The organism is Microbacterium sp. cx-55 (assembly GCF_021117345.1).
Taxonomy (GTDB): domain Bacteria; phylum Actinomycetota; class Actinomycetes; order Actinomycetales; family Microbacteriaceae; genus Microbacterium.
This window is the reverse complement of sequence record NZ_CP088261.1, coordinates 1,173,392-1,196,297: the sequence shown is the minus strand read 5'-3', so window position 1 is coordinate 1,196,297 and position 22,906 is coordinate 1,173,392. Positions and strand designations below refer to the sequence as shown.

At 66.2% G+C, this 22,906-nt stretch carries 15 protein-coding genes and 2 rRNA genes; 1 reads left to right on the top strand and 16 read right to left on the bottom strand.

Annotation, left to right across the window (positions count from 1 at the left end):
• Nucleotides 1-79 precede the first annotated feature (79 nt).
• The 5 genes from LQ938_RS05495 to tyrS all read right to left on the bottom strand — a co-directional run bounded on the left by LQ938_RS05495 (nt 80) and on the right by tyrS (nt 8,526).
• A 23S ribosomal RNA gene (locus LQ938_RS05495) occupies nt 80-3,180 on the bottom strand.
• 417 nt (nt 3,181-3,597) lie between these two features.
• Nucleotides 3,598-5,119: ribosomal RNA gene (locus LQ938_RS05490) — 16S ribosomal RNA — on the bottom strand.
• The 16S and 23S rRNA genes sit together here, the layout of an rRNA operon.
• Nucleotides 5,120-5,570: 451 nt before the next feature.
• Nucleotides 5,571-6,419 (bottom strand): hypothetical protein, encoded by an 849-nt coding sequence (locus tag LQ938_RS05485; RefSeq protein ID WP_223723485.1) that lies wholly within the window; start codon nt 6,417-6,419, stop codon nt 5,571-5,573.
• Nucleotides 6,416-7,219, bottom strand: coding sequence for a DUF4184 family protein (locus LQ938_RS05480; RefSeq protein ID WP_223723484.1), 804 nt, complete (start codon nt 7,217-7,219; stop codon nt 6,416-6,418). The genes LQ938_RS05485 and LQ938_RS05480 overlap by 4 nt, the downstream gene beginning before the upstream one ends.
• Nucleotides 7,220-7,221: 2 nt before the next feature.
• Nucleotides 7,222-8,526, bottom strand: coding sequence for a tyrosine--tRNA ligase (gene tyrS / locus LQ938_RS05475; RefSeq protein ID WP_223723483.1), 1,305 nt, complete (start codon nt 8,524-8,526; stop codon nt 7,222-7,224).
• Between the two features lie 62 nt (nt 8,527-8,588).
• Here tyrS and LQ938_RS05470 point away from each other — a divergent pair, with 62 nt between their 5' ends.
• Nucleotides 8,589-9,179: a hypothetical protein gene (locus LQ938_RS05470; RefSeq protein WP_223723482.1), complete on the top strand. Its 591-nt coding sequence runs from the start codon at nt 8,589-8,591 to the stop codon at nt 9,177-9,179.
• 22 nt (nt 9,180-9,201) lie between these two features.
• On the opposite strand, the gene LQ938_RS05465 is transcribed toward LQ938_RS05470, so the two are convergent.
• The 11 genes from LQ938_RS05465 to pstC all read right to left on the bottom strand — a co-directional run bounded on the left by LQ938_RS05465 (nt 9,202) and on the right by pstC (nt 22,804).
• Complete coding sequence (locus LQ938_RS05465; RefSeq protein ID WP_223723481.1) at nt 9,202-9,846, bottom strand: SatD family protein; 645 nt, start codon at nt 9,844-9,846, stop codon at nt 9,202-9,204.
• A gap of 60 nt (nt 9,847-9,906) precedes the next feature.
• A complete protein-coding gene (locus tag LQ938_RS05460) occupies nt 9,907-10,689 on the bottom strand; it encodes a phosphate ABC transporter ATP-binding protein (RefSeq protein WP_442922921.1) in 783 nt (260 codons plus the stop codon).
• Between the two features lie 393 nt (nt 10,690-11,082).
• Complete coding sequence (locus tag LQ938_RS05455) at nt 11,083-11,892, bottom strand: sortase (protein ID WP_223723496.1); 810 nt, start codon at nt 11,890-11,892, stop codon at nt 11,083-11,085.
• 206 nt (nt 11,893-12,098) lie between these two features.
• A complete protein-coding gene (locus LQ938_RS05450) occupies nt 12,099-12,842 on the bottom strand; it encodes a hypothetical protein (protein ID WP_223723480.1) in 744 nt (247 codons plus the stop codon).
• Nucleotide 12,843: 1 nt separating this feature from the next.
• Nucleotides 12,844-13,935, bottom strand: coding sequence for a DUF916 domain-containing protein (locus LQ938_RS05445; protein WP_223723479.1), 1,092 nt, complete (start codon nt 13,933-13,935; stop codon nt 12,844-12,846).
• A 150-nt stretch (nt 13,936-14,085) separates the two neighbouring features.
• Nucleotides 14,086-15,168 carry a hypothetical protein gene (locus LQ938_RS05440; protein ID WP_223723478.1) on the bottom strand — a complete coding sequence of 361 codons (1,083 nt, stop codon included), beginning with the start codon at nt 15,166-15,168 and terminating at the stop codon, nt 14,086-14,088.
• A gap of 31 nt (nt 15,169-15,199) precedes the next feature.
• The gene (locus LQ938_RS05435; RefSeq protein ID WP_223723477.1) at nt 15,200-16,300 is read right to left on the bottom strand and encodes a hypothetical protein; all 1,101 of its coding nucleotides are present in this window, start codon (nt 16,298-16,300) and stop codon (nt 15,200-15,202) included.
• 69 nt (nt 16,301-16,369) lie between these two features.
• Complete coding sequence (locus tag LQ938_RS05430; RefSeq protein ID WP_223723476.1) at nt 16,370-18,865, bottom strand: hypothetical protein; 2,496 nt, start codon at nt 18,863-18,865, stop codon at nt 16,370-16,372.
• A gap of 173 nt (nt 18,866-19,038) precedes the next feature.
• Nucleotides 19,039-20,523: a phosphate ABC transporter substrate-binding protein PstS gene (gene pstS, locus LQ938_RS05425; protein ID WP_223723475.1), complete on the bottom strand. Its 1,485-nt coding sequence runs from the start codon at nt 20,521-20,523 to the stop codon at nt 19,039-19,041.
• Nucleotides 20,520-21,779: a phosphate ABC transporter permease PstA gene (pstA, locus tag LQ938_RS05420; protein ID WP_223723474.1), complete on the bottom strand. Its 1,260-nt coding sequence runs from the start codon at nt 21,777-21,779 to the stop codon at nt 20,520-20,522. Before pstA ends, pstS begins: the two co-directional genes overlap by 4 nt.
• The gene (gene pstC / locus LQ938_RS05415; protein ID WP_223723473.1) at nt 21,776-22,804 is read right to left on the bottom strand and encodes a phosphate ABC transporter permease subunit PstC; all 1,029 of its coding nucleotides are present in this window, start codon (nt 22,802-22,804) and stop codon (nt 21,776-21,778) included. The genes pstA and pstC overlap by 4 nt, the downstream gene beginning before the upstream one ends.
• Nucleotides 22,805-22,906: the final 102 nt, after the last annotated feature.

The following is a 22,906-nucleotide window of genomic DNA, read 5'->3' as shown; positions in this document are numbered from 1 at the left end:
CAACAGTATTGTGTTGTTCTGCGGTTCTCGACCGTACATCGAGAACCACTCAGTGGACGCGTAGCACCATAAACGGTGTGTTATCAAGTCATCGGCTTATTAGTACCAGTCAGCTGCACACGTTACCGTGCTTCCACATCTGGCCTATCAACCCAGTAGTCTGGCTGGGAGCCTCTCACCCGAAGGTATGGAAGTCTCATCTTGAGGCCGGCTTCCCGCTTAGATGCTTTCAGCGGTTATCCATCCCGAACGTAGCTAATCAGCGGTGCTCCTGGCGGAACAACTGACACACCAGAGGTTCGTCCAACCCGGTCCTCTCGTACTAGGGTCAGATCCTCTCAAACTTCCTACGCGCGCAGCGGATAGGGACCGAACTGTCTCACGACGTTCTAAACCCAGCTCGCGTACCGCTTTAATGGGCGAACAGCCCAACCCTTGGGACCTACTCCAGCCCCAGGATGCGACGAGCCGACATCGAGGTGCCAAACCATGCCGTCGATATGGACTCTTGGGCAAGATCAGCCTGTTATCCCCGAGGTACCTTTTATCCGTTGAGCGACAGCGCTTCCACAAGCCACTGCCGGATCACTAGTCCCGACTTTCGTCCCTGCTCGACCTGTCAGTCTCACAGTCAAGCTCCCTTGTGCACTTACACTCGCCACCTGATTGCCAACCAGGTTGAGGGAACCTTTGGGCGCCTCCGTTACTTTTTGGGAGGCAACCGCCCCAGTTAAACTACCCACCATGCACTGTCCCTGAACCGGATTACGGTTCGAAGTTAGATATCCAGAGTGACCAGAGTGGTATTTCAACAACGACTCCACATTCACTAGCGTGAACGCTTCACAGTCTCCCACCTATCCTACACAAGCCACACCGAACACCAATACAAAGCTATAGTAAAGGTCACGGGGTCTTTCCGTCCTGCTGCGCGTAACGAGCATCTTTACTCGTAATGCAATTTCGCCGAGTTCGCGGTTGAGACAGTTGGGAAGTCGTTACGCCATTCGTGCAGGTCGGAACTTACCCGACAAGGAATTTCGCTACCTTAGGATGGTTATAGTTACCACCGCCGTTTACTGGGGCTTAAATTCAGAGCTTCGCTTGCGCTAACCCCTCCTCTTAACCTTCCAGCACCGGGCAGGCGTCAGTCCGTATACATCGTCTTGCGACTTGGCACGGACCTGTGTTTTTAGTAAACAGTCGCTACCCACTAGTCTCTGCGGCCTCCAAACGCTTTCGGAGCAAGTCCTTATACGTCGAAGGCCCCCCTTCTCCCGAAGTTACGGGGGCATTTTGCCGAGTTCCTTAACCACGATTCTCTCGATCTCCTTGGTATTCTCTACCTGACCACCTGAGTCGGTTTGGGGTACGGGCAGCTAGAACCTCGCGTCGATGCTTTTCTTGGCAGCATAGGATCACCCACTTTTTATCCGCATCGTGTCTCAGCCTTAACGAGTGACGGATTTGCCTATCACTCGGCCTACGCACTTGCACCAGGACTACCATCGCCTGGCTTGGGCTACCTTCCTGCGTCACACCTGTTAATACGCTAACCGCACCAGAACGGGGTCGAGCGTTAGACCGGCCGGCATCACCCCGAAGGGATCCACTCAGCCGGGTTAGGACTCTTAGCACCACTGGATTAGCTTGGGCGGTTCTTCGCCGGTACGGGAATATCAACCCGTTGTCCATCGACTACGCCTGTCGGCCTCGCCTTAGGTCCCGACTTACCCAGGGAAGATTAGCTTGACCCTGGAACCCTTGGTCTTTCGGAGGACGTGTTTCTCACACGTCTTTCGCTACTCATGCCTGCATTCTCACTCGTGTAGCCTCCACGGCTGGTTCACACCGCCGCTTCGCTGGCCACACGACGCTCTCCTACCCATCAACACGGCTGGACCACGAAGGCCTACCAAAAATGTCAATGCCACAACTTCGGTGGCGTGCTTGAGCCCCGTTACATTGTCGGCGCGGAATCACTTGACCAGTGAGCTATTACGCACTCTTTCAAGGGTGGCTGCTTCTAAGCCAACCTCCTGGTTGTCAAAGCAACTCCACATCCTTTCCCACTTAGCACGCGCTTAGGGACCTTAGTTGGTGGTCTGGGTTGTTTCCCTCTCGACTATGAAGCTTATCCCCCACAGTCTCACTGCTGCGCTCTCACTTACCGGCATTCGGAGTTTGGCTGACGTCAGTAACCTTGTAGGGCCCATCGGCCATCCAGTAGCTCTACCTCCGGCAAGAAACACGCAACGCTGCACCTAAATGCATTTCGGAGAGAACCAGCTATCACGAAGTTTGATTGGCCTTTCACCCCTATCCACAGCTCATCCCCTCAGTTTTCAACCTAAGTGGGTTCGGTCCTCCACGACGTCTTACCGTCGCTTCAACCTGGCCATGGATAGATCACTTCGCTTCGGGTCTAGGACACGCGACTGAATCGCCCTATTCAGACTCGCTTTCGCTACGGCTACCCCACACGGGTTAACCTCGCCGTATCGCTAACTCGCGGTCAGTCATTCATCAAAAGGCACGCTGTCACCCCTACTAAGGAGGCTCCAACGGTTTGTAAGCAAACGGTTTCAGGTACTATTTCACTCCCCTCCGGGGTACTTTTCACCTTTCCCTCACGGTACTTGTCCGCTATCGGTCATCTGGAGTATTAGGCTATCAGGTGGTCCTGACAGATTCACACGGGATTTCTCGGGCCCCGTGCTACTTGGGATACTCTTCACGCCAAGGCAAGGCATTTCGACTACGGGGTTCGCACCCTCTATGACCAGCCATTCAAGACTGTTCGTCTATACCTTCTTGTCACGTCGACCACTCGGCAGAATGATCAAAAAAGTCCCACAACCCCCAACATGCAACGCCTGCCGGCTATCACACACGCTAGGTTTAGCCTGATCCGGTTTCGCTCGCCACTACTAACGGAATCGCGGTTGCTTTCTCTTCCTGTGGGTACTGAGATGTTTCACTTCCCCACGTTCCCTCTACCCGCCCTATATATTCAGGCGGGAGTCACTAGGTCGGCACGCCGCCCAGCGGGGTTTCCCCATTCGGACACCCTCGGATCAAAACTTGCTTATCAGTTCCCCGAGGCTTATCGCAGATTGCTACGTCCTTCTTCGGCTCCAGATGCCAAGGCATCCACCGTTTGCTCTTAAAGACTTGAAATCACATGAGTTTAAATCGTTCTCGACACCGAACCCCGAAAGGTCCAGCATGAAATTGACTAATGATCTTTAAGATCATCTATAAGAACCGGTCAAAGACCGGTTCAAAGATGCTCGCGTCCACTGTGTAGTTCTCAAAGTACGGGCGGTACCTCCCCCACCAGCCACCAAGTGACAAGCAGAAAAGGCCCAGAAGTCCCAGTCACACACCCAAAAGTGTGCACCCGGTCCCTCAGGACCCAACAGCGTGCATGTGCAACCAACCTCACCCCAAACCGTTCCGACCACGAAAAACGCGATGTACTAAATCCAAAGATCAGCTGAAAGCACCTCATCAAATGTTCCACCCATGAGCTCCCAGCAGAAACATTCGTTCTGATCTGGGCTCTGTCACCCCAAAGGGTGCAGTGCTCCTTAGAAAGGAGGTGATCCAGCCGCACCTTCCGGTACGGCTACCTTGTTACGACTTAGTCCTAATTACCGATCCCACCTTCGACGGCTCCCTCCACAAGGGTTAGGCCACCGGCTTCAGGTGTTACCGACTTTCATGACTTGACGGGCGGTGTGTACAAGACCCGGGAACGTATTCACCGCAGCGTTGCTGATCTGCGATTACTAGCGACTCCGACTTCATGAGGTCGAGTTGCAGACCTCAATCCGAACTGGGACCGGCTTTTTGGGATTCGCTCCACCTCACGGTATTGCAGCCCTTTGTACCGGCCATTGTAGCATGCGTGAAGCCCAAGACATAAGGGGCATGATGATTTGACGTCATCCCCACCTTCCTCCGAGTTGACCCCGGCAGTATCCCATGAGTTCCCACCATTACGTGCTGGCAACATAGAACGAGGGTTGCGCTCGTTGCGGGACTTAACCCAACATCTCACGACACGAGCTGACGACAACCATGCACCACCTGTAAACGAGTGTCCAAAGAGTTCCGTATTTCTACGGCGTTCTCGAATATGTCAAGCCTTGGTAAGGTTCTTCGCGTTGCATCGAATTAATCCGCATGCTCCGCCGCTTGTGCGGGTCCCCGTCAATTCCTTTGAGTTTTAGCCTTGCGGCCGTACTCCCCAGGCGGGGAACTTAATGCGTTAGCTGCGTCACGGAATCCGTGGAATGGACCCCACAACTAGTTCCCAACGTTTACGGGGTGGACTACCAGGGTATCTAAGCCTGTTTGCTCCCCACCCTTTCGCTCCTCAGCGTCAGTTACGGCCCAGAGATCTGCCTTCGCCATCGGTGTTCCTCCTGATATCTGCGCATTCCACCGCTACACCAGGAATTCCAATCTCCCCTACCGCACTCTAGTCTGCCCGTACCCACTGCAGGCCCGAGGTTGAGCCTCGGGATTTCACAGCAGACGCGACAAACCGCCTACGAGCTCTTTACGCCCAATAATTCCGGATAACGCTTGCGCCCTACGTATTACCGCGGCTGCTGGCACGTAGTTAGCCGGCGCTTTTTCTGCAGGTACCGTCACTTTCGCTTCTTCCCTGCTAAAAGAGGTTTACAACCCGAAGGCCGTCGTCCCTCACGCGGCGTTGCTGCATCAGGCTTGCGCCCATTGTGCAATATTCCCCACTGCTGCCTCCCGTAGGAGTCTGGGCCGTGTCTCAGTCCCAGTGTGGCCGGTCACCCTCTCAGGCCGGCTACCCGTCGACGCCTTGGTGAGCCATTACCTCACCAACAAGCTGATAGGCCGCGAGCTCATCCCTGACCGAAATTCTTTCCAACTACCGACCATGCGGCCGTAGCTCATATCCAGTATTAGCAGCTGTTTCCAACTGTTATCCCAGAGTCAGGGGCAGATTGCTCACGTGTTACTCACCCGTTCGCCACTGATCCAGAAAGCAAGCTTCCCTTCACCGTTCGACTTGCATGTGTTAAGCACGCCGCCAGCGTTCATCCTGAGCCAGGATCAAACTCTCCGTAAAAGAAAAATACTGACCAACCGGAATAAGGTCGGACAGCGAGTTTGAACTGACCAAAAGGATGCCATTACTGACAATCCATAACGCCAACCCCCAAAAAGGAGATTGGACTTGATCCAAAGGAATCTCCCTAGCCGAAGCTAGACGAGGTTATTTGGCATTTGACAAGTGCACGCTGTTGAGTTCTCAAGGATCGGACGCTCCCACCAGCTGACCTCACGGCCAACCCCGCAGGGCAACTTCCTTATCTTACCCGTCTCGGTCTCTCTGTCAAATCGTCGCGTCGTTCCGAAGAGGAACAGTGGGACAGCATCTGACTCGGACGAGCCGGGTTCCCCATCATACTCGCAGAACGAGTCTCACTCAAGGAGTGAAGTGAAGGGGGTGGTTCTCCGCTTGAGGGCGTCAGGCCTTCCGGCCTTCGCTCTTCCCTTTGGGGCGAACAAGTAAGAATTTACGTGGATCCCGGGGAGCGGGCAAATCCTGACATCCCCCCGGGCGTGTCGCCCGTGATTCCGCGGATCGACGATCCCCACCCCCGAACGCGGTGGATGACCGCGGTCTTCGGGTACCGCCCGGCGGGGTCGCCGATCTCGAAGAGATCGAGCATGAGCAGCATGGGGTACGACGTGGACTGGGCGATGCGCCGCACCACGATCCCTTCGCATCCGATCACCGTCTCCCCCGCTCCCCACACCACTGTCCACGTGTGCGGCCGAGTCCCCTCGAACGGAAGAACGACCTCGCCCATGTCTGCGACCAGGCGGGGATCACGGTGCGCCTTGATCCCGACGCGCGCGGTCGTCTGCGGGCGCACCGCGTCGGCGTCGATCTCGAAGATGCAGACCTCGCCGGAGTCCTCCGCGCCGCGGTGCTCGGTGCCGACCAACCAGGCCGCCAGCATGCAGTGCGCGCCGTTGCTGGCGGAGACGGTGACGTCGATCCGTCCCCCGGATGGCGCCCAGAGCAGACGCTCGGGTGTCTCCGTCCGTACGGTGAGTCCATCCGAGCGGTGCCGGTGCATCCCCTCCCCCGCGCCGAGCCTTCCGGCGGTCGTTCCCGTCTGCAGGTTCGAGACCCGGAGCGGCGCATCCTCCGGACGCCAGTCGAGCTGGTCGTCCTCGATGCGAAGCTCGAGTCCACCCTCGGGCAGAACGCGGTAACGAGCGGCCGACCGCTCGGGCGTCGTCCAGTGGGGAAGGTAGTGCGCCACCCACCGTTCCGGGGCCACCTCCCCCGAGAACGTCTCATCGAAGTCCGGCGGACCGTCCGCTGCCGGTAAGGACTCGACGCGCGGGGTCATTCTGCCGGCGATGCGGTGCGGGGCGCCCGAATTGCGCGCCGAATCTGGACCAGCACGCAGAGCGCGACCAGGAGCAGTGCCCAGATCGCGCAGGCCGGCGGAAGCACGCGGTACGCGAGGTGAGCGACGGTGAACTCGCTCGTGAGAGGACCGTAGAGGGCGAGTCCCCCGAGCCAGCCGACCACGAGCACGACCGGGAGCGACACCCAGGCGGCGACCCGGACGGCCCCGGTGAGGAGGCGATCGACCCGTACCGGATGCTGCCGGCGCACCCAGAGCCATCCCGCGATCGCCAGAATCAGCAGCCCGAGCGCGCTCGAACCGTGCTGCACCCATTTGAGGCCGAGCAGCGGACCCCACTGCTCATCGAGTGCCGGCACGAGCTCGACACCGATCCGCCCCTCGTGGGTGAACGCATCCCACGCGATGTGGCTCGCAACGCCGAGCGCGAGCGACGCCAGCAGCAGCAGAACCGACCGCCACGACGGCCGCAGGGTTTCCGCCCAGCCGTCGGCGACGCCGCCGTCCCAGGACGCGGGAATCCGCGCCGCCAGCCATCGCGGGGAGAGCTCGCGCACCGCCGGCCGCAGCACGCACCGCCACACGAGCAGCAGCACGAGCGCGAGCAGTATCGTCGCCGGGATCCAGCGCGGGTCGTGCGTGACCGGATAGGTGATCGGCGTCCCACGGAGGAAGAGCGGAAGGTCGGGGGTCATCGCCCCGACGGCGATCGCCGCCGGCACGAGCGGTGTCCGCACGAACGGCAGGGCGACCACGGCATGGCTCGGCGTGAACGGCATCGTCAGCTCCGGATGACGACCCCGGCGAGCGTCTTCTTGCCGCGACGCAGCACCGACACCCCGCCCGGAAGAGACCCCGACACCACCGCGGACTCGTCGGTCACCCGCTGACCGTCGAGAGTCACCCCGCCTTGGGAGACCGCGCGCCGTGCTTCACCGAGACTCGACACGAGCTCGGTCGCGATCAGCGCCTGCGCCACGGTCGTGCCCGCATCGACCTCGGCGTTCGGGAGCTCGTCGATCGCCGATCGGAGGGTCGCCGCATCCAGAGCGGTCAGATCCCCCTGCCCGAAGAGCGCGTCGGACGCGGCGATCACGGATTCGGCCGCCCCCTCGCCGTGCACGAGCGCCGTCACCTCGAGGGCGAGCCGCTTCTGCGCCGCGCGTCGGAACGGCTCATCGCGCACGCGCACCGCGTACTCCTCGATCTCGGCCCGCGTGAGGAACGTGAAGACCTTCAAGCGATCGACGACGTCCGCGTCATCGGTGTTCAACCAGAACTGGTACATCCGGTACGGGCTGCACATCTCCGCGTCGAGCCAGACGGCGTTGCCCTCGCTCTTGCCGAACTTCGTGCCGTCGCTGTTCGTGATCAGCGGGGTGCCGATGGCGTGCACCGAGACGCCCTCGACGCGATGGATGAGGTCGGTGCCGCTCGTGAGGTTTCCCCACTGGTCCGAGCCACCGGTCTGCAGGACGCAGTCGTACTGGCGGTAGAGCTCCAGGTAGTCCATCCCCTGGAGGATCTGGTAGCTGAACTCGGTGTAGCTGATGCCGGCCTCGGAGTTCAACCGCGCGCTGACGGCATCCTTCTTCAGCATCGTGCCGACGCGGTAGTACTTACCGATCTCGCGGAGGAAGTCGATGGCCGACAGCGGCGCCGTCCAATCCAGGTTGTTCACCATGCGGGCAGCGTTCCCGCCCTCGAAGCTGAGGTAGCGCTCGACCTGGGCGCGCAGGCTCGCCACCCACTTCTCCACCGTCTCGCGGGTGTTGAGCGTGCGCTCGGCGGTCGGGCGCGGGTCGCCGATCAGGCCCGTCGACCCGCCCACGAGTCCGAGCGGGCGATGTCCGGCGAGTTGCAGCCGGCGCAGCAGCAGGAGCTGCACCAGGTTGCCGAGGTGCAGACTCGGCGCCGTCGGATCGAAGCCGCAGTAGTACGTGATGGGGCCGCCCGCCAGGAGGGCGCGCAGCGCCGCCTGATCAGTGGACACATGCACGAGGCCGCGCCAGACCAGTTCGTCCCAGACGTTCTCGAACGTCGGATCGTTGGCGGGGGCGGTCGCGCTCAGAGCGGGCGTAGACACGCGGATCAGCGTAGCAAGCCCGGCACAGGAGCCGCGTCGGAGGCACGTGCCAGACTGGCGCCATGCTGATCGTGGTCCCGGATGCCCTCCTCATCACGGTGCTGTCGATCGCCCTGGTGCTCGCGCTCTGCGCAGCCCTCGTCCTCGTGATCGTCGCGGTGCGGCGCCCCTCGAACGTTCCCCTGCTCATCGCCGCGGGGCTCGTCGTCGCCGCGATGATGGTGGTCGCCGTCGCGCCCCTCAACGTGCCGCTTCCGGTGGGGCTGCTGATCGCTCTGATCGGCGTTTCCCTCGGCGTCGTCGGGGGCAATCCGACCACCCGGCGCATCCTCGATCTGGCCACCCACGGCGAAGTGCGCGAGGGCGTGCGCGGCGGCATCCTCGTCTACGACTCCCGGAGCACCGACACCGACCGGATGCAGGAGGTACTGCGAGGCGGCACGGTGATCGGCTATCTGGAACGACTCGCCGTCGTCGCATCGCTCGTCGCGGGCTACCCCGAGGCGATCGCGATCGTCGTCGCCATCAAGGGCATCGGTCGCTTCTCCGAGCTCGCAACGCCCGCGGCGCGCGAGCGGTTCATCGTCGGGACGCTCGCGAGTCTGCTCTGGGCGGGTCTCGTCGGCGCGCTCGTGCGCCTCGCCATCTGGTGAGGACCGCCGACCGGCGCGACGATCAGTCGGTCTCCCCCACCCACCGGAACCCCTCGACGATGGCGTTGGCACCGGACGACGCGAGCAGTTGCGACACCGCGGACTGCGTCACGCCCTCGGATGCGGCGAGCGCCCGCTGCGGCGTTCCGATGCATCGCCCGTAGGTGAGCCGGCGGGCGCGGGCGCTCATCGCGGTGACCAGGTGATCGCGTGTGAGCAGTCCCGCGTTGGCGATGCGCACGGTCTCCCGCATCCGGTCGTTTGCCTCGGCGGAGGCTGCCACCCACGTGCGCGCCCCCGGCACCGTGCGCGCCTGGAGCCCGTGCACGGTGTCGATCGCTTCGCGCGCCGCCCACCAGCCCGGCCCTTCGGCGATGGTGCCGACCGCCTCCGAGGCGATCGTGCCGGTCGCGCCGATGCCGATGCCGAAGCGGCAATCGACGCCGTCGGGGAGGGCGAGGCGCACGAGGAGCACGGCGCCGAGCGCGGCGCCGAGGTCGGTGTAGACACCCTGGAGTTCGTCACCCACCGTGGGCGTCAGCATCCGTTCCGCGCCGGGCAGATCGGCGGTCGCACGCGCAACGGCCTGCTCGACGGCTCGTTGACCGGCTTCTCGGTCGACGAGCCGTCGGGAACCGACGATGTCTGCAATCACCGCAACACTCATTTGATGAGCGTATAGCTGATTACGGTGAAATATCAGTACAGCGCTGATATTTCGGAATGATCAGCCGAAGCGACCGTTGACATAGTCGTGCGTGCGCGGGTCGATGGGGCTGGCGAACATCGCGTCGGTGTCACCGAATTCCACGATGTGTCCGGGCTGCCCCTGGGAGGCCAGGAAGAATGCGCACTGGTCGGACACGCGCTGCGCCTGCTGCATGTTGTGCGTGACGATCACGATCGTCACCTCGCGCGCCAGCTCGAGCATCGTCTCCTCGATCACTCGCGTCGAGGTCGGATCCAGCGCCGAGCAGGGCTCGTCCATCAGCAGGATGCGGGGCCGAACGGCCAGCGAGCGAGCGATGCACAGACGCTGCTGCTGCCCGCCGGAGAGTCCCCCGCCCGGCGAGCGCAGCCGATCCTTCAACTCGTTCCAGAGGCCGGCCTTCGTCAGGCAGGTCTCGACGAGGAAGTCGCGCCGATCGCGGTCGGCACGAACGCCCGTGAGCGCGAGTCCGGCGAGGACGTTGTCGTAGATCGACATCGCCGGGAACGGGTTGGGCTTCTGGAAGACCATTCCGATGCGCTTGCGGGCCTCGACCACGGGGAGCCCCGCGTCGTAGATGTCGTCACCGTCGAGGAGGACCTCGCCCGCGAGCGTCGCCGACGGAACCAGCTCGTGCATGCGGTTGAGGATGCGCAGGAACGTCGACTTTCCGCAGCCCGACGGACCGATGAGCGCGGTCACGCGACCGGCCGGCATCGTGAGGGAAACGTCCTGCAGCACCTGGTGATCCCCGAACCAGGCGGAGATCAGGCGCGCTTCCAGCACGGAGGGGTTCGTCAGCAGCGGATCGCCGCCGAGGATGGGGCCGGCGCCCGCGGCGGACACGACGACCGGCGCCGGACCGCCCGCCAGATACTCGGGCGGGACCGCGGGTGCCCCCTCGAGCGGCGCCCCGGCGATCGAGGGTCGCTCGAGGACGGTTCCGCGGCCGAGCGCACGGCCGAGGAACCGGGGCCCCGCGACGCGCTGCCGGCGGCGGGTCGCGGTAGCGGCGTCGTCCGTGTCGGTGACGTCGCCGGTGGACGCCGACGCGCGGAGAGCTTCGACGGGTGGGACGACGAAGGCCGAAGCACGGACCTCCGCATCCGGGTGGTCGATCGAGACGACCTCGGTGATCGTCTCATCGACCGCGTCGGCGGGTTCCTGTGGGGTGGTGGACAACTCGGACTCCGGTCAGATCAGGTTCGGGAGAAGGACGGCGACCTGCGTGGCGGTCAGCAGGCTCGCCAGCAGGAGGACGGGGACGAAGGCGATCCAGGTCTTCCGCCACCCGAATCGGCGGAGCGCCCAGATGGCGCCGATCTCGGCGACCACGAGGAACTGCAGCGCGAAGATCAGTGCCCACACCGTGCGGGTATCGGTGGCGAGCGGCGTGTCCTGGGGCGGGAGCGTCACGAACGTCGTCTGCCGCGCCCCGCGCGGTTGCGCATCGCCCACGAGGGTCGCGTCGACGTACTGCACACCGACCGGCGCCAACGGACCGCCACGGGCGGTCGTGAGGATGAGCCGGCTCTCGCCGGAGCGCGGGTTCGCCGGAGCCGGGTCGCCGGCGTACCGCGTACCCATGACCTCGTACACGTGCTCGCCCTGACCCGTCGTCACCGAGAATCGGTCCCCCGGGGTGAGCTGCGACAAGCCGCCGAACGGCCCGCCGTACGCGAGAGCGCGCCCCATCAGAACGCTGACGCCGACCTGACCCGGCAGCACCGTGTCGCGGCGATGCCCCGGGCCGTCCATGAGGACGCTGCCCGAGGTGCCTTCGACGACGACATCGCGCAGTCCGATCTCGGGGATCTCGATCAGCGCCACTGGATCACCGTCGGCGAGCAGCACATCCTCGAAGTCGCCCTCGCTGACCGGCGCCGTTCCCGCGGCGAGCTCGGCCCGGAAACGATCGTCGAGCTGCTGTTGCCGGGCGTGATAGGTCAGGTTGCCGATGACCAGGAGCGACAGCAGCAGCATCGCGATCAGCGACGCCACCATGATCAGCACTCCGCGGACGATGGACTGGCGCAGGGTCAGCGGGGGCAGGGGCGCGCTCGGCGGACGACGCGGTGGCCGCGGCGGCGCCGGGGGGCGCGACCCACGCGGCGGGCGCGGCGGGCGCGAACCGCGCGGCGGACGCGGGGGAAGGTGCGGTACCGCGGGTGCGGCTGGGCCGGCAGGCACTGCCTGCGGAAGCGCGACGGTCATGCGGCACCGGATGCGGCGGGTGCCGCCGCGGGTGCGGCGAGTGTCGCGCCGAGCCGCATCAGCACCAGCGCGAGAACCACGAGGACGAGTCCGATGAGCCCGAGCCACGGGAAGACGAACACGACCGTCTCCCGGGTGACCGGAGCGGTCTGCTGCCCCGCGATCACATCCGGCGGATCGATGGTCACGCGCCCGCTCACCCACGGCCACTGGCCCGCGCCCGACAACCTCGCGTTGACGACCCGGGTCTCATCCGGCTTCAGCCCCGTCACCGAGACACGATGCTCGGCGAGTTCTGCGCCCGTGGGAGCCACGATACGGAAGTCCGCCGTGAGATCGATCGTGTCGTCGGACAGATTCCGCAGCGACACCCACAGGTCGGTCGTGCCCTCGAACGGGTTCACCGTGGGACGGGACGAGCCGTTGACGTCGCCGAGGTAGAGCCCGCCCGCGATGAGGATGTCGCTGGCGGCGGGTTCGGGGGCAGCCGCATCCGTCGTCACGCCGGTCGACGGAGCGCCACCGGAGCCGGACGAGGAGGAGCCGCGAACGGAAGGTACGGCGCCGGAAGACGGCCCGCCGGTCGTGGGCGCCGTCGTGCCGATCACCGGCACGCTGAGGCCGATCCCCCCGTCGCCGGAGGACGTGTCCTCCGCGTGGGCGGGGAGGGAGAGCAGCGACACAGTCAGCATCGCCGCGCCGGCGGCCACGAGGAATCGCGCGATGCGCTGCAGTCGCATCTCAGGCCCCCGATCCGACGGTTTCGCGGGGAGCCGCTGCCGCACGCTCGGCCTCGGCCTGCGTGAACGCCATCCACTCGGCCGCGCGCCTGTCGTCGCGGCGGCGGCGCCACCGCGCGATGAGCACGGCGAGCGCGGCGAGGAGCAGGATGCCGACGAGGATCCACGGAACGGCCCACATGCCGGCGTTGCGGTCCACCTGCGGCGCTTCGGGTACGGCGGCGGTGGCGCCGGTCTGATCGCCGCGGGAGTAGAGGGACGCCGCCGCATCCACGTACACGTACTGGCCCACCGGGCCGAGGTCGTATGTCACGGTGCGTGATGCCCCCGGGAGGAGCTCGTCGAGGTTCTCGAGCCTCCGCTCGGTGAGATCGGAGCCGAAGAAGCTCTTGGCATACAGCACGAGGGTCGGTGCGAGCGCGACATTGCCCTGGTTCGTCACCGTCAGCGTGACGTTCGCCGTGCCGTCGAAGGGGTTCAGGGTGGGCGTGTAGGTCGCGGTCATCCCGGTGATGTTCAGCAGCGACTGCAGCTCGCCCGGTACGCGGACGTACATGCGGGTGCCGACGCGACGGTCGACGAGGATCTGGTCGGACGGCGTCTGCGCCGACACGATCAGCCCGCCGGCGTGGTCGCCGGGACCGGCATCCGCCGGGACGGTGAGCGTGAACCGCACGGGGCGGGAATCTCCCGCGGCGAGATCGAACTGCATCCGGGCCGATCCGTCTTCGAGCGCGATCCAGGCACCGGCGTCGGTGGGCGATGCGGCCCCGTCGAGCAGGGCGAAGTCGCCGGCCTCGGTGTTGAACGCATCCGTCGCGTATACAGTGACCCGCTGCGACACGGTGCCGGTGTTCTCGACCAGGTAGCAGTCGGAGATCTGCTGGCCGGGAACGGCGTCGTACGTGAAGCGGGATCGGCCGTCGCTCGCGCCGCTGTCGTCGCACGGACCGCCGGCGATCGACTCCGCGTCATCGGCGTGCGCGGCGAGAGGCGCCGCGACGGTCAGCAGACCGGCCGCGAGGAAGGTCGCTGTCAGCGCGATGAGCGTGCGCAACGCAAGGGCACCCGTTCGGGTTCGGGTTTCGAACACGGACTATTAACTCCATATCGCGCTGACCGCCTCGCGTCCGGGATGTGAACGCGGGGCGAACAGCGAAGAATCGATGACGCCGCACCCCGGCAGAAGGCCGGGGTGCGGCGGGTGAGACGGGGCGGATGCAGCATCCGCCCCGTCTCCGGATCACTTCGAGACGGCGGTGACCGTCAGGGTCGAGGTGTAGGTGCCCGCCGGCGTGCCGAGCGGCGCCGTCAGCGTGAGGGCGGCCGACAGGTCGGTCACGCCCGTTCCGGCGCCGGCGGCGGCCTCGGCGAACGTGCCCGCCGTGACGGAGCCGAGGAGCGATGCGACCTTCGTGACGCCGGTCGAGGTGCTCGTGGCGGCGACCGACGGAGCGATCGAGAGCACAGACGGCTCGAGTGTGTTGGTGCCGCTCGCGAAGGCGGCGACCGACGTGTTCACGGTCCAACCCGGCTTGGTGACGTAGCGCTTGTCGGTGACCTGGAAGGTCGGCAGCGTGCCGGTCGAGACCGACTGCCCCGACGAGTTGAGCGCGGCAGCGCCCAGCGTGGCCTTGGCACCCGTCGGGACGCTCAGGGAGAGCGCACCGTTGACGGGAGCGGCAACCGGCGCCTCGATCGCGACCTGACCGGTCGTGTTCGGGTCGACCGGGGGCTGCCCGACGATGGCGGTCGGGTAGTCGTACGTCCAGTCGGCGGTGCCAGCCGTGATGTGCACCGTCGTGTACGCGCCGAGACCGACGAACGTCACGCCGTTGTTCTTCGTGTAGGCGTAACCGAGGCTGTAGTCGCCACCCGCGCTCTTGACCGCGGCGAACGACGCCGCGGGGAACTGGAACAGCGACGAGAACGGCTGGAGGATGCCTCGCTTGCCCGGCGCGAAGCCGATGCTGACGCGAGACGACCACCCGGAGATGGTCGATTCCTTGCCGACCGGCGCGATGAACACGTAGGCGTCCTCGGCCTCGGCGGGGGCGTCGGCGAACCACTGCTCGGGGTCCGTCTCCGAGGGTGCCGCGACGAGTCCCGACGTGTACTTGAGGACGGTGCCACCGGTGCCGGCCTGGTTGTTCCCCTTGACGACCTCTCCGGTGTCGGTGGAGTAGATGAAGTACGGCTGCGGCGTGCCGTTGGGGGTCCAGTCCCCCACGGCGGCCGATGCTGCGGTCGAGCCGAAGCCGGCCGCCGTCAGTCCGAGGGCGACGGCGAGACCCGCGGCCGCGGCCTTCTTGATCGAAAGCTTCATGATGATGTCTGTTTCCTTGTCTGATTCAGGCTCAGAGAGTGACGTACGCGAAGAGGGGCGCCGTCTGCGACGGGGCCAGGAATCCGAACTTCTCCTTGACGCGACGGGGGGTACCCGAAAGTCCGGCCGTGAAGTTGGTGAGGCTGCCACCGATCGACGGATCGACGAGCGCGGCCAGAGCGGCGTCGTACTTGCCGTCGCCAGGGGTGATGCGCGCACGCTCGACGACCAGGTAGGTGTCGCGACCGAACGTGCCGTTCGAGTAGTACGCCGCGTTCGGCACCGTGGTGGTGCCGGTACCGGTGACCGGCTGCACACCGCTCACCGCGCTGCCGAGCGTCACGCCCGTGGACGCGGCGACCGTGTTGACACCGGCGGCGCCGGTGACCTGGGCCGTCCAGCTCGCGACCGAGAACGGGATGATCTCGCCGGCGGCGAGGACCGTGGCGTCGTTCTCCGCGGTCGTGTTGTTCGTGTCGATTCCGGCCTTCAGCGTCGGGCTGCCGATCGCGGTGAGGAAGAACGAGCGGGTGCCCGAGCCGGACTGCGGGAGGCGCGGGGTGACGGGAACGCCGTCGATCGAGGTGAGCGTGCCCTCGTAGACCTGCTTGAGCTGGGCCGCCGTGAGGTTCGCCCACGCGGCGGTGCCGCCCTTGTAGATGTACGACAGTGCGTCCCGACCGAACGGCACGTAGGCGAGCTTGCCGTCGGCGTTCTGGTTCGTGCCGGGACCGCTCGAGGAGCGGGCGATGTCGACCTGGCCGGTGATGACCTTGCCGTTGAACGCTGCGCCGGTGATCGACGCCCGAAGAGCCGAGACGCCGTTACCGGAGCCGGAGGGGCGCAGGAAGAAGGGTCCACCGGGCTTGGTCTGGATCTGGCTGCCCGTGCCCGTGTTGGGGAACGCGTCGAACGAGCCGATCGTGTCTCCCGTGGCGGCGAGCACGCGCACACGCGAGCCCGTGACCGTGGTGCCGTTGGCCAGGGCGTTCGCTGCATCCTGCAGGGTGTCCGAACCGACCATCACGTAGCTGTTCGAGACGACCTCGGCCTGCGCCGAGCTCGCGACGATACCGCCGGCGACGACGACGCTGAGCGCCGCGGTCACGGCGGCGAACCGCTTGAACTTCATAGTGTTTTCTCTCTCTTCATCGGGTGGAAAGACGTACTACTTCGGGTGGGGAATCGTGCAGAGGAAAAGTCAGAGGCGTCGGCGCAGGCGACCGACGAAGGGAACCGCGCCGGCGGCGAGCGCTCCGGCGAGGAGGCTGAGCGGCATCGCCTGGGCGAGGGCGCCGGTCTCGGGGTCGGCCGGTGTCGCGCCGGCGGAGAGCGCCGCGGCGGGGGCGCCGGATGCGGACGGGTCGGCCGCGACCGCGGGAACCGCGGCCACCGGAGCCGCAGCGGCCGGAGCGGGCGCGGCGGCGACGGGGGTGGCCGCCGCCGGAGCCGGCTGCGGGGCCGCGGGGGCCGCCACCGGGTCGGACTGGATGAGATCCGCTGCCGCACGGGACTGGGCCCGCCAGCCCTCAGGAATCGGCGCGTAGCCCGCGGGGAGCTGGCCCTGCAGCACGCCCGGCGTCTGACCGTCGGTCGCCGCGAAACGGATGAAGCGGGCGTAGCTGTCGTTCACATCGGCGGAGTTCAGCGTCGCGTTCGTTGCGGCGTACACCGGAATCGCGAGCGGGTAGGCCGAGCTCGCCCGGGCCGCCCTCGCCGACGCGGCATCGAAGGAGTACACCTGCGGCTGGGTCGCGGACGGCGTCATCACCGCGGCGGCGGCGAGCAGCCCGTCGCTCGTCGGTGAGACGTATGTTCCCGAGGGGGTGAGCAGCGACGCGGTCACCGTCTCATACCGCTCGGATGCGGAGGTGTCGGTCATCGCGAGCACCTTGCGGTCGCCGACGAGGTCGCGGGATTTGCGCGTCCACTTCTTCGGCACGGCGATCGGATCCCACTCGCCGACGTTCAGGCCGTCCCCGCGGAGCGCGTAATACGCGCCGGAAGCGAGGTCGTTCGTGTACGGACGCCACGTGACGGAGTTGAGGACGCGGTCCTCCCCCGCGTACGCCTCGGCGTCATCCGCCTTCGGGAAGTCGTCGCGGGGCAGCTCGAGCGGCTCCACATCCTGCGTGCCGCTCCACTGGGTGTCCGTCGACGCGTGCGGGTTGACGCGAGTGCCCCAGGCGTCGGGGGTTCCGGCGAGGAATGCCCGCGCGTCGTCGTCCGCGAGGATGTAGTTCCAGACGGCCCGCGCGTACCCCGACCGCCCCTGGGGCACCATGATGTCGGCGACCGCCGGGCTCACGATCGCCTGATCCTTCCAGGTGGGGTTGAGGGCGAGGAACTCCGGGTCGAACAGGATGCTGCGGGGATTTCCCTGCAGGTAGTCGATGGCGGCGTTCGTCGGCAGGGCGTCCGTGTAGGAGGACGTGAGGAGCTTCGCCAGCAACCTCGGTGTGAGCCGCATGTCGGTGAAGGGTTCGCGTGCCTGCTCCTGCACGTCGGCCGGGGCGGATGCGGACGGGTAGCGGTCGACCGCGAACGTGATGGCGATACCGGCGAGCGCCACGGGCGCGTAGACGAGCGAGTCCGTCTGGCCCGTCGAGGTATCCAGCGGCTGCGAGGTGAGCGTCAGCGGCGCATCCGCGATCGTGTTCGACTGGGCGGCGGCATCCATGTCGGTCGTGGTGATCAGCGTGTACGCGTCGCCGTCCGCGGCGCCGCAGAGGTCAGGCTGCCACGACGACACCGCGTCCGAGATCAGCTCGCTGCCGGCGAGCTGCTGCTCGCCCGCGCCGATCGCGCAGTGGTTGCCGACGGGCTGGAAGTCGAGCTTCACCGCGACCCGGTGCTTCCACTGCTCCCAGAACAGGGGCGAAGCCGTGTTCGTCCCCGCGCCTCGCGGCACGACGACGAGCCAGCACGCGCGACCGGTGACCGCGCCATCCGCCGCGGTCTGCGCGTCGCCGCAGCCGAGCCCGGGCGACTGCAGCGAGGTCTGCAGCTCGAAGGTGACAGATCCGTTGCCGTTGGAGCCGGAGCCCGCCCACGGCACCTCGTTGGTCGTGTACTTCGTGAAGAACTCGTTCTCGTTCAGGTTGACGCCGGGGATGATGGCACCCTTGTCGTCGACCTTCGCGATGGTCTTCGATTCGCCGGTCACGGGATCGGGAACGGAGCGGAACGGAATGCCGGTGTACGAGCCGTTGAGCCCGCCCGTGCCGAAGTACGAGTAGCGGGCGTCCTCGGGGGCGATCGCGGCGGCCGAGGACGGCGAGTCCTCGCGCTTCGCGCCGGGAGTACCGAAGGCCCCGAACTGACAGGTGGTGCGCGCCGGCAGGAACTCGGCGTCATCGTCGACGACATCGCCCCAGCACTGCATGATCTGCAAGAAGTTCTCACCGCCCGTCTGGCCGCTCGGCAGCGTCGACTCCTTGCCTCCGGTCCACGACACGGTGACCGCTTGCGCGACGAGGTTGGTCGTCTGCGACACGGTGACTTTCAGGTCGGGCATGGGTGCGGTGCCGACGTAGATGTCCTGGTCCTTCGCCGAGACGGTGACGGCCGAGTTCGAGCCGTCATCGGCGTGCGCCGCGTCGCCGACGACGACCGACACCGACAGCACGGCGGCGAACGCCACCACGCCGGCCAGCGAAGCGCGCGCGACCGTGCGTGCGCGTCCGGATCGGATCACCTGATACCCCAGTTCCGGCCACCCCCAGGCGGCCACATTCCGGCCGCTCCGGCGGCCATGACTGACGCTATGAAAAGCGTGCGAATCCGCCCTGTCCGCAGCGCGAACGGGCGGGGCGTGCGGTCGTCCGGTTGCCCTCCGCCGGGTGAACGGCAGGTGACGGGCGCGCCGGATCAGCGCGTCGCGCGACGGCGACGCATCAGCAGCGGCGGCACGAGGACCGCGGCGAGCAGCAGGAGAGCCGCGGCGAGCATTCCGATCTGCGCGACACCACCGGCGTCGGAGGCCAGGGTGAACGGGGCGGAAACAGCAGCGGCGCCACCCGCGGCAGAGCCGGAGACGAGGTTGCCGTTCGCGTCGTACACGGCGTCGCCGCCGACCGCCGCACCGGATGCCGCGGCCGCCGCATCCGTCCCCGCGGCCGCGGCCGTTCCGCCACCGGCGGCGCCTGCCGCGGCGGGAGCTGCGCCCGTCGTCGGATCACCGCTCCCGGCAGCTCCGGTGTTGCTGCAGGAGTTCGCGTCGTACGCGCCGACCTGCGAGCCCGGGATCTTGCTGATCTGCTTGAAGGCCGCCTCGACCAGGTTGTTCGGCAGCGGCGAGTATCCGAGCGCGCCCGCCTGCTTCTGCCCCTGGCACACGACGTACTTGACGAACTCTCCGAGCGTGTAGCCCTTGCTCTCGTTGAAGATTCCGGTCGCCTGCGTCGGCACGATCATGTACGAGTAGCTCGACATCGGATACGCCACCGGGTCGGGGTTGTTGTAGACCCCGTCGAGGATCTGGGTCAGATAGTCCGGCGAGCCCGTGTCCTCGTTGATGCGCGCGGCGCGCAGCGCCACCTCGACGTTCGCGGCGGTCGGCTCGACGTAGCTCCCGGCCGCGTTCTTCACCTTCACGACGGGAAACCCGGACTTCATGGCGTAGGAGTATTCGACGTAGGTGATCGAGCCCTCGCCGTAGTTCTGGCTCACGTAACCCGACACCCCGAGCGAGCCGCTCTGGGCCTTGTACGCCGACAGCTTCGACGTCGGGAACTGCGAGGTCATCGGGGTCGTCCAGATGCTCGGGTACTGCGTCGCCATCCACTTCGTGAACTGCGCGGTCGACCCGGATCCATCGGAACGGACGACGGGCATGATGTCTTTGTCGGGCAGCGCGAGACCCGGGTTGTCGGCGACGATCGCGGGATCGTTCCACTTCTTGATCTGCCCGGCGAAGATCTTCGCGACCACATCGCCCGACATCTGCAGGTTGTCGACCTTCTTGCCGCCGATCTTGAGGTTGTACATCAGCGACGTACCGCCCGCCACGATCGGCAGGTAGGCATAGCCGCGCTCGGAGATCTCGGGGGCGGATCCGTCTTCCGGGGTGCGCTGGAACGGGATCTCGCTGACCGCGAAGTCGACGGAGCCCTTGATGAAGTCGCTGCGTCCCGCAGACGATCCGGTGCCCGAGAAGTTCACGGTCATGCCGTAGTTGCTCGCGACGTTGCGACGCCACTGGTCCAGCGCGTTCTGCGACCACGTCGACCCCGACCCGGCGATCGCGACGTAGGACGCAGCGGACGCCGGAACGGCGGCGCCGAACGCGAGGGCGCTGACGATGAGCGCGACGAGCGCACCGCAGACGGCGCGGCGGCGGAAACGAGGGATCACGGGTTCTCCTGCGGGCGGGTACGTGCCGGAACGGCGTAGTCGGGAAGCGTCGAGCGGGTGACGATGCGGATGAGGTCGTCCTGCGAGCGCCGGGTGGCCCGACGGCGCTGACCGTCGGAGAGGATTCCCGCGCCGCGCCCGCCGATGAGGCGAGCGACGACGAACAGGCTCAGCACGAGCAGGATGAGCACGGCGGCCGTGCCGAATCCGCGGGCGACCATGTTCGGTTCGGGCGACTGCACGAAGGTGAACACCTGGAGGGGCAGCGAGATCATGGGCCCGGAGAACGGGTTCGTGTTCATCTCGGCGGTGACTCCCGAGGTGAGGAGCACCGGCGACGTTTCACCGATCCCGCGAGCGGTACCGAGGATGACGGCCGTCGCCAGCCCCGAACGGGAGGTCGGCAGAACGACCTTCCACACCGTCCGCCAGCGCGACGAGCCGAGCGCGTAGGACGCCTCGCGGAGCTGGTGCGGTACGAGGCGCAGCACCACGTCGGCCGAGCGGATCACGATCGGCAGCATCATCACGGTGATGGCGATGGATGCGGCGAAACCGGAGCGTTCCTTGGTGACCAGGGTGATCAGCGCGGCGTAGACGAACAAGCCCGCCACGATCGAGGGCAGCGCCGTCATCGCGTCGGACACGGTGCGGACGAAGCGGGCGAAGCGTCCGCCGATCTCGTTGAGGAACACGGCCGTCGTGATGCCGAGCGGCACGGTGATCGCCAGCGCGATGGAGATCTGAATCAGGGTGCCGACGATCGCGTGCGCGATTCCGCCCACTTCCAGCGGATCCAGGGGTCCGGCGAACCGCATCGTCTCGACGAAGAAGTTGAGATTCGACAGCGCCGGAACGCCGCGGCCGACGGTGTACAGCACGACGAACAGGAGCACCGCGAGAACGGCCAGCCCCGCGCTGCACAGCAGCACCGTCACGATCCGGTTCATCACGGCGAGACGGTCGGCGCGGAGGGAGACGAGCACCGCGTACGAGATCAGGAAGACGAGGTAGGCGACCACGACCCAGCCGACGGCGCCCGACAGCGGCGCGATCCACCCGAACAGCAGCGTCGCCACCGATCCGCCGGCCAGAAGCGCCCCGACGAGGTCGAAGGTGTCCTCCAGCGCGACCGTGCCGGGGCGGCGACGCTCCGGGCGCGCGCGGCCCTGGTACGGCCGCGGCACGGTCGTGCGCGCGGGGGCGGCGCGGCGTTCGTCTTCTGCCTGCCGTTCGGCGGCGGTGATCGTGGTCATGTGCTTTCCGCTCCCGACCGCGAACGGGCGACGACCGATGACGCCGTGAAGTTGATCACGAGGGTGATGAGGAAGAGGGCGAGGCCCGCGGCCATCAGGGCCGACAGCCCGAACTCGCTGGACTCGCCGTAGCGGAGCGCGATGAGGGCCGACACCGAGTTGGTGCCGGTCTTCAGCACCTCCCAGTTGATCGTGAAGATCGGCGAGATGATCATGTACACCGCGATCGTCTCGCCGAGCGCACGCCCGAGGCCGAGCATCGTGCCGCCGATGATCCCGCCGCGACCGAACGGCAGCACGACGGTGCGGATCATCCCCCACCGCGTCGAGCCGAGCGCGAGAGCGCCCTCCCGTTCGCCGATCGGCGCCTGCGAGAAGGCCTCGCGCATGATCGAGGTCTGGGTCGGGAGCACCATGAGCGCCACCACCATGCCCGCGATGAACGCCGACGAGGTGAAGGCGCTCGCGTCGGTGAGGCCGATCCCCTCCGCATCCGTCACGGCGAAGATCGGGATGGCGCCGAGGTACTTCGAGATCCACTGGGCGACCGGGATCACGTTCTCCTGCAGGAACTGCACCCCCCAGAGACCGAAGACGACACTCGGGACGGCAGCCATGAGGTCGACGATCGTCGTCATGGCGCGCTTGACCCCCGCCGGCAGCACCTCGCTGATCAGCAGAGCCGTGCCGAGAGCGAGCGGGAAGGAGAACGCCAACGCGATCGCGGCGATCGTGACGGTGCCGAAGAGCACGGCCGCGATTCCGAACGAGTCCGGCACGCCCTCCTGCGGGTTCCACTCCTGCACCCACAGGAACGAGAAGCCCGACGACGAGAGCGCCTGTCCTCCCCGCGCCGTGAGGAACACGCCGACGGCGAGCATGATCGCCACCGTCACCCCGCCCGCGGCGAAGCACACCGTGCGGAACACGCGGTCCGAGAACACCGGCAGCGAGCGCAGCGAGCGTATCGGTGCCTGCGCTGGCTTGTCGGCCGGCGCGATCACCTCCGTGACGGCATCCGTCATCGATTCCTCCGTCTTTCGGGCAGGCGGAGCCCTCCCCAGGGCATTCGCGTCAGCATCCCGCCACCGCGTGAACCACGAATGCTGGCCGCGTGTCCGGGAGGT

Bases quoted from the DNA above. Each gene is read 5' to 3' on its own strand.
- LQ938_RS05450 (WP_223723480.1), bottom strand. From the start codon at position 12,842: ATGCGACTGCAGCGCATCGCGCGATTCCTCGTGGCCGCCGGCGCGGCG.
- pstC (WP_223723473.1), bottom strand. From the start codon at position 22,804: ATGACGGATGCCGTCACGGAGGTGATCGCGCCGGCCGACAAGCCAGCG.
- LQ938_RS05470 (WP_223723482.1), top strand. From the start codon at position 8,589: ATGCTGATCGTGGTCCCGGATGCCCTCCTCATCACGGTGCTGTCGATC.
- LQ938_RS05465 (WP_223723481.1), bottom strand. From the start codon at position 9,846: ATGAGTGTTGCGGTGATTGCAGACATCGTCGGTTCCCGACGGCTCGTC.
- LQ938_RS05485 (WP_223723485.1), bottom strand. From the start codon at position 6,419: ATGACCCCGCGCGTCGAGTCCTTACCGGCAGCGGACGGTCCGCCGGAC.
- LQ938_RS05480 (WP_223723484.1), bottom strand. From the start codon at position 7,219: ATGCCGTTCACGCCGAGCCATGCCGTGGTCGCCCTGCCGTTCGTGCGG.
- LQ938_RS05455 (WP_223723496.1), bottom strand. From the start codon at position 11,892: ATGGTGGCGTCGCTGATCGCGATGCTGCTGCTGTCGCTCCTGGTCATC.
- LQ938_RS05435 (WP_223723477.1), bottom strand. From the start codon at position 16,300: ATGAAGTTCAAGCGGTTCGCCGCCGTGACCGCGGCGCTCAGCGTCGTC.
- LQ938_RS05440 (WP_223723478.1), bottom strand. From the start codon at position 15,168: ATGAAGCTTTCGATCAAGAAGGCCGCGGCCGCGGGTCTCGCCGTCGCC.
- pstA (WP_223723474.1), bottom strand. From the start codon at position 21,779: ATGACCACGATCACCGCCGCCGAACGGCAGGCAGAAGACGAACGCCGC.